The organism is Mesorhizobium sp. M7A.F.Ca.ET.027.02.1.1 (genome assembly GCF_004022985.1).
Taxonomy (GTDB): domain Bacteria; phylum Pseudomonadota; class Alphaproteobacteria; order Rhizobiales; family Rhizobiaceae; genus Mesorhizobium.
The window spans coordinates 23,627-30,258 of record NZ_RZOL01000028.1 but is presented as its reverse complement, the minus strand read 5'-3'; the positions used below and the strand labels follow the sequence as shown (position 1 = coordinate 30,258).

General features: G+C 64.1%; 6 protein-coding genes. 1 reads left to right on the top strand and 5 read right to left on the bottom strand.

All coding sequences use genetic code 11. The features are described from left to right. A partial coding sequence (locus tag EN749_RS05680) for an efflux RND transporter permease subunit (protein ID WP_145990880.1) occupies nt 1–2,360 on the top strand: 2,360 nt, incomplete at its 5' end. A gap of 12 nt (nt 2,361–2,372) precedes the next feature. Here the strand turns inward: EN749_RS05680 and EN749_RS05675 are convergent. The 5 genes from EN749_RS05675 to EN749_RS05655 all read right to left on the bottom strand — a co-directional run bounded on the left by EN749_RS05675 (nt 2,373) and on the right by EN749_RS05655 (nt 6,631). Continuing rightward, a complete protein-coding gene (locus EN749_RS05675) occupies nt 2,373–2,711 on the bottom strand; it encodes a hypothetical protein (RefSeq protein WP_128362716.1) in 339 nt (112 codons plus the stop codon). A 45-nt stretch (nt 2,712–2,756) separates the two neighbouring features. Further along, on the bottom strand, nt 2,757–3,506 hold the full coding sequence (locus EN749_RS05670) for an ABC transporter ATP-binding protein (RefSeq protein ID WP_027161778.1): 750 nt from the start codon (nt 3,504–3,506) through the stop codon (nt 2,757–2,759). Next, complete coding sequence (locus EN749_RS05665; protein WP_128362715.1) at nt 3,503–4,348, bottom strand: ABC transporter ATP-binding protein; 846 nt, start codon at nt 4,346–4,348, stop codon at nt 3,503–3,505. The genes EN749_RS05670 and EN749_RS05665 overlap by 4 nt, the downstream gene beginning before the upstream one ends. Continuing rightward, nucleotides 4,345–5,271 carry a nickel transporter permease gene (gene nikC, locus EN749_RS05660; protein WP_127326259.1) on the bottom strand — a complete coding sequence of 309 codons (927 nt, stop codon included), beginning with the start codon at nt 5,269–5,271 and terminating at the stop codon, nt 4,345–4,347. Before nikC ends, EN749_RS05665 begins: the two co-directional genes overlap by 4 nt. 292 nt (nt 5,272–5,563) lie before the next feature. Continuing rightward, on the bottom strand, nt 5,564–6,631 hold the full coding sequence (locus EN749_RS05655; RefSeq protein ID WP_127319783.1) for an ABC transporter permease: 1,068 nt from the start codon (nt 6,629–6,631) through the stop codon (nt 5,564–5,566). Between the last annotated feature and the right edge of the window lies 1 nt (nt 6,632).

The window sequence follows — 6,632 nt, the reverse complement described above, 5'->3', positions numbered from 1 at the left end:
CCATCAATCTGCGGGTCGATGACCGTTTCTTCCGCCTCAGCGACGTGGCGACGATCACGCGCGGCTACGTCGATCCGCCTACGGCACTGTTCCGCTTCAACGGCCAGGACGCCATCGGGCTCGCCATCGGCATGAAACCCAACGCCAACCTGCTCGAATTCGGCGAGGCGCTGCACAAGGAGATGGACAAGGTGCTGGCCGACCTGCCGGTCGGTGTCGGCGTGCATCTGGTGGCCGACCAGCCGGTCATCGTCGAGGAGGCCGTCTCGGGCTTTACGCGCGCGCTGTTCGAGGCGGTCGCCATCGTGCTCGCCGTGTCGTTCATCAGCCTCGGCATGCGCGCCGGCTTCGTCGTGGCGCTGTCGATCCCGCTGGTGCTGGCCATCACCTTCACGGTCATGGCTTATCTCGGCATTTCGCTGCAGCGTATTTCCCTGGGGGCGCTGATCATCTCGCTCGGGCTTCTGGTCGACGACGCGATGATCGCGGTCGAGATGATGGTGGCGCGGCTGGAGGTCGGCGACAATCTGCGCAAGGCGGCGACCTATGTCTACACATCGACCGCCTTTCCGATGCTGACCGGTACGCTGGTGACGGTCGCCGGCTTCATCCCGATCGGCCTCAACAACAGCGCCGCCGGCGAATATACCTTCACCCTGTTCGTGGTCATCGCCGTTTCGCTGCTGGTGTCATGGATCGTTGCGGTGCTGTTTGCGCCACTGCTCGGCGTCACCATCCTGCCGGCGACGATGAAAGCCAAGCATCACGACCAGCCTGGCCGCTTCACCTCGCTTTTCCGGCGCGTGCTTGTCGGCTCGGTGCGCCATCACTGGCTGACCATCATCGTCACCGTGCTTTTGTTTGCCGGCTCGATCGCCGGCTTCGGGCTGGTGCAGCAGCAGTTCTTTCCGCCATCGGACCGGCCGGAGCTGATCGTCGACTGGAACCTGCCGCAGAATGCCTCGATCGCCGATACGCGCGACCAGATGGAGCGGTTCGAGCAGCGGGCGCTGGTCGGCAATCCCGACATCGACCATTTTTCGTCCTATATCGGCCAGGGCGCGGTGCGTTTCGTGCTCGCCTATGACGTGCAGCCGGCCAACCCCTATTTCGGCCAGACCGTCATCGTCACCAAAAGCATCGCGGCCCGCAACCGGGTCAAGCCGGCGCTTGAAAAACTGCTACGCGAGGAGTTCGTCGGCACCGACGCCTTCGTCAAGCCGCTCGAACTCGGACCGCCGGTCGGCCGCCCGGTGCAATATCGCGTCGGCGGTCCCGACATCCAGACGGTGCGCGAACTGGCGCAGCAATTCGCCGGTGTCATCTCCGCCAATCCAAAGCTAGCAGCGCCGACCTTCGACTGGAACGAGCCGCAGCGTGTGCTGAGGGTCGACGTGCTGCAGGACAAGGCACGCCAGCTCGGTATCACCTCCTCCGACATCGCCAGCGCGCTGAACAGTACGGTCGGCGGCGCCACCATCACGCAGGTGCGCGACGCCACCTATCTGATCAATGTCGTGGCGCGCTCGCGTGGGTCCGAACGCGGCTCGATCGAAACCTTGCAGAACATGCAGCTGCCGACCAGTACCGGCGAGGCGATCCCGCTCGCGGCCGTCGCCAACTTCCGCTACGATCTGGAGCAGCCAACGGTGTGGCGACGCGACCGCATCCCGACCATCACCGTGCGCGCCGGACTGGTCGGCGACGTGCTGCCGGCCACCGTCGTCAACGAGTTGAAGCCGTCGGTCGATGCCTTCACCGCCAAGCTGCCGCCGGGCTATTCGATCGCCACCGCCGGCTCGGTCGAGGAGAGTGCCAAAAGCCAGGGACCAATCGCCGCCGTCGTGCCGTTGATGCTGTTCGTCATGGCGACGATCCTGATGGTGCAGTTGCAGAGTTTCCAGCGCCTGTTCCTGGTGGTGGCCGTGGCGCCGCTCGGCCTGATCGGCGTGGTGGCGGCCCTGGTGCCGAGCGGAGCACCGCTCGGCTTCGTCGCCATCCTCGGCGTGCTGGCGCTGATCGGCATCCTGATCCGCAATTCGGTCATCCTGATCGTGCAGATCGAGGATCTCGTCCGGGAAGGCAAGGACCGCTGGGCCGCTGTCATCGAAGCGACGGAACACCGCATGCGGCCGATCGCGCTGACGGCCGCCGCCGCCAGCCTGGCGCTGATCCCGATCGCACGTGAAGTGTTCTGGGGGCCGATGGCCTATGCCATGATGGGCGGCATCATTGCCGGCACGGCGATTACGCTGCTGTTCCTGCCGGCGCTTTATGTGACGTGGTTCAGGATCAAGGAGCCGAAAGCCCAGGAAGAGCCACCCGTGGAGAGCGGCGAACCGGTGCAAGCCCAGACTTAAGGCTTTGGCGGGTCACTCGTTGTCGTTGGAGGGTACGGGGCGTGACTTGGCGCGCCGCCATGGCGACGATTTCGAGGCGCGCCAAGCACGCCAACGTTTCGGCAAATCGGCCAACTCCAGGATGGTTTCATCCAGTTGAACCACCTCTTGCAGGCCTACGAGCATTATTTCGCGTTCATCCCAATCTCGAATGTCGCTACTGTAGAATTGCCAACTGCCACCTTCGTCGTTGTAGCTGTCGTCGTCGTCATCTTCATGCACAACGTATGCGATCCAGTCGCCACGTTTTAATAGGCTCTTGTCCGACAACACCGCGAGATTGGGCGGATCCGCAAATTTCCATTCCTCCACGGGCAGTCCCCAAGATGGTTGTTCGGCGCAAAAGAGAAAACGAATTCAGGCGGTTCTCACAAACCCATCGCTGGCCCGCAAAAGATTGCGCGTATAATCCTTGGTCACGCGGCGTTCGACAAGTTCAGCCGCCGCCAGATTCTCCACCGCCTCGCCGCTTTGCATCACCATCAGCCGCTCGCACATATGGGTGATGATGGCGAGGTCGTGGCTGACCATCAGGAAGGTCAGCTTGCGCCGCTTGCGTACCTCTTCCAACAGGTTGAGCACTTCCGCCTGCACCGAGGCATCGAGCGCCGAGGTCGGCTCGTCGAGCAGCAGGATCGACGGTTCGAGAATGAGTGCACGCGCAATCGCCACGCGCTGGCGCTGGCCGCCGGAGAGCTGGTGCGAATAGCGGAACCGAAAACCGTTGCCGAGGCCGACCTCGTCGAGCGCCCGCTGGATGCGCTTTTCGCCGTCGGCAAACCCATGGATGGCAAGCGGCTCCTGCAGCAGACGGTCGACGGTCTGGCGCGGGTGCAGCGAGCCGTACGGATCCTGGAAGACCATCTGCACTTCGCGGTAGAAGGCCTTGTCGCGGCGTGCGCCGAGCGTCTTGCCGTTGACGGCGATGCCGCCCGAAGCGACCGGTGCAAGGCCGGCGATGGCCCGCAGCAGCGTCGATTTGCCGGAGCCGGATTCACCGACCAGGCCGAAGGATTCGCCCGGCTGCACGTCGAGGCTGACGCCCTTCAGTGCGCGAAAACGGTCGAAGATCACTTCCAGCCTGTCGACGGCAATCGCGGAAGTCATGCCGCCCACTCCGGCTTGCGGTCGAGCACCGGCAGCGGGTGGCGGTCGGCGCCGATCTTGGGCATGCAATTGAGCAAGCCGCGCGTGTAGGGATGCTGGGCATGGCCGAGTTCGGACGCTTTGAGCTGCTCTACCACCTTGCCGGCATACATGACGATGACGCGGTCGCAGAAGGACGAGACCAGGCGCAGATCGTGCGAGATGAAGATCAGCCCCATGCCGCGCTCACTGACCAGCCGGTCGAGAATGCCGAGCACATCAAGCTGCACGGTGACGTCGAGCGCCGAGGTCGGCTCGTCGGCGATCATCATTTCCGGACCGGCGATCAGCATCATGGCGATCATGGCGCGCTGGCCCATGCCGCCCGAAACTTCATGCGGATGCAGGTTGAAGACGCGAGAGGGATCACGGATCTGCACCGCCTCCAGCATGGCCAATGCGCGGTCGCGTGCCTCGGCCTTGCCGACCTTTTCATGGGTGCGCAGGGTCTCGACGATCTGGCGGCCGATGCTCATGACAGGGTCGAGCGAATATTTCGGGTCCTGCAGGATCATGGCGATGCGTTTGCCGCGCAGCTTCCGACGTTCGCGCGCCGAGACGCTGAGCAGGTCGATGCCGTCGAAGGCGAGCTTGTTGGCCGATATCCAGGCCTGCGGCGGCGTCAGCCCCATGATGGCGCGGCCGGTTTGCGATTTTCCCGAGCCCGACTCGCCGACGATGCCGAGCCGTTCGCGGCCGAGCGAAAAGGAAACGCCGCGCACCGCCTCGATTAGACCGGTGCGGGTCGGGAAGGTGACGCGCAGGTCGTCGACGTCGAGAAGCGTCTTCGTTTCCCTGCTCATTGGTCACCACTGCGAGGATCGAGCGCGTCGCGCAGGCCGTCGCCGAGCAGGTTGAAGCCGAGGCTGACGATGAGGATGGCGAAGCCCGGCGCACCGGCCACCCACCACTGGTCGAGCACGAAGCGGCGACCCGACGCGATCATCGTGCCCCATTCGGGCAGCGGCGGTTGCGCGCCGAGGCCGAGGAAACCGAGCCCGGCGGCGGTCAGGATGATGCCGGCCATGTCGAGCGTCACCCTGACGATCAGGGACGAAATGCAAAGCGGCATGATATGGCGCAGCACGATGCGGAAGGGCGAGGCGCCCATCAGCTGCACCGCCTTGATGTAATCGGAATTGCGCACCGTCAGCGTCTCTGCCCGCGCGATGCGGGCGTAGGGCGGCCATGAGGTGATGGCGATGGCCAGCACCGCATTCTCGATGCCGGGGCCAAGTGCTGCGACAAAGGCCAGCGCCAGGATCAGCTTGGGAAAGGCGAGGAAGATGTCCGTGATGCGCATCAGGATGGCATCGGTCCAGCCGCCGGCATAGCCGGCCACCGTGCCGACCAGAAGGCCGATCGGTGCCGCGATGATGGCGACCAGGATGACCACATAAAGGGTCCAGCGCGAGCCGTAGAGGATGCGCGACAGGATATCGCGGCCGAGATCATCGGTGCCGAACCAGTGCTCGGCGCTCGGCGCCAGCAGGCGCGCGTTCTTCAGGTCGCCGAACGTCGGAGAATAAGGTGCCAGCACGCCGGCAAGGGCGGCAACGACCAGCAGGGCAACGATGATGAGCAGGCCGAGAAAGGCCAGACGGTTGGCGGAAAAGCGCCGCCACGCCACATAGGCGCGACCGAGCCTTGCCTGCATGCGCGAGGCCGGCCGCTCGCTGAGCAGCCAGTCGCGACGGGAGAGAGGGCGGGCGTCGGAGGCGGTCATGACGATGCCTCTTGGTACTGTCGACCCCCACTCCGGCCCGCTTCGCAGACCACCTCTCCCCCGCTCGACGGGGGAGATGAAAGGCGCCGGGCGTGCGACCGGCTTTTCCTCTCCCCCGGGCAGGGGGAGAGGTGGCCCGAAGGGCCGGAGTGGGGGTGATTGGCCGCAGCAATTCCAGGAAAAGTGTGAAACGGTTTTCCGTCCGGAATTGCGTAAAAATAAGGAGTTAGAGCGGGTCGCCGTTTCCGTGAAACGGTGAACTGCTCTAGGCCCGAAAGTGGAATACCTCTGCTCATTGAACCTTCGTCCTCGGATCGAGCACCCGATACAGCAGGTCGGAGAGGAGATTGATGGCGATGAAAACCGAGCCGATGACGATGGTGCCGCCGAGCACCGCATTCATGTCGGCGTTCTGCAGCGAATTGGTGATGTAAAGGCCGATGCCCGGCCACGAGAACACTGTTTCGGTGAGCACCGAGCCTTCGAGCAGCCCGGCATAGGAGAGCGCGATCACCGTCACCATCGGCACCGCCGCATTGCGCAGCGCGTGGCCCCAGATGATGCGGGTTTCCGACAGGCCCTTGGCGCGTGCCGCGACGATGTATTCCTGGGACAGTTCGTTGAGCATGAACGAGCGCGTCATGCGGCTGATATAGGCGAGCGAGAAGTAGCCGAGCAGCGATGCCGGCAGGATGATGTGGCGGAAGGCGTCGTAAAACACGTCCCACTGCCCCTGCATCGCGGAGTCGAGGAGATAGAAGCCGGTGATCGGCGTAAAAGTGTATTCGTAGACGACGTCGAGCCGCGCCGGGAAGGCAACCCATTGCAGCTTGGCATAGAACAGCACCAGCGCCAGCAGGCCGAGCCAGAAGATCGGCACGGAATAGCCGATCAGGCCGATGATGCGCACGATCTGGTCGATGAGACTGCCGCGCTTGACCGCCGCCAGCACGCCGAGCGGCACGCCGAACAGCGCCCCGATAAGCGTTCCCAGCGTCGCCAGTTCGGTGGTGGCCGGCAGCGCCCGGCGAATGTCGGTCATGACCGGATTGGTGGTCAGCACGGAGATGCCGAAATTACCGTTCAGGGCATTTTTCACATAGATGTAGAACTGCTCGATCAACGGCAGGTCGAGGCCCATCTCCCGGCGCGTGCGCTCGACGACATTGGCCGGCGCCCGGTCGCCGAGCACCGCCAGCACCGGGTCGATCGGAATGACGCGGCCGATGAAGAAGGTGACCGCGAGCAGACCAAGATAGGTCGTGATCGCAATGACCAGGAAACGGCCAAGCGATGACGCAATAGCGACGGCGCGGGCGCTGCCACGCCCCGCCGCCACTTCCTTTTCAACCGTGCTCATG